Here is a 328-nt window from a genome sequence, read left to right as displayed (position 1 = left end):
ATCGAAACGGCGGACCTGATTGGCCGCCAGGAACAGCGCTTCCCGCAAGCAGGCATCCCCTTTCTTGCTGGGGCCTCCGCCAGCACTGCTGCGCCCTGAGCTGTTTTGTCTAGGGATCAAGCCGGAGTAGGCCCTGGCTGCGGCCAGGCATCGAAACCGCCCGGGATCACCCAGGCGACCCAGGATCTGGGCAGCAAGGATCCTGCCAATCCCGGGAACCGACAGCAGGATCTGCTCGGGATCGGCCTCGCAGTAGTAATCCCAGATCCGCTCCTCGATCGCATCGATCTGGCGATCCAAATCCAGTGCCAGCTCCGCTTCCAGGGCG

The 328-nt window shown here is 63.7% G+C and carries 1 protein-coding gene; it reads right to left on the bottom strand.

Annotated features, from left to right (window positions below):
• A partial coding sequence (locus ACLD7X_RS19595; protein ID WP_411425350.1) for a transposase occupies nucleotides 1-328 on the bottom strand: 328 nt, incomplete at both ends.

The organism is Aphanothece microscopica RSMan92, from assembly GCF_046613545.2.
Lineage (GTDB): Bacteria > Cyanobacteriota > Cyanobacteriia > PCC-6307 > Cyanobiaceae > NIES-981.
Note: the sequence above shows the minus strand (reverse complement) of the source record. Positions and strands in the feature narration are given on the sequence as shown.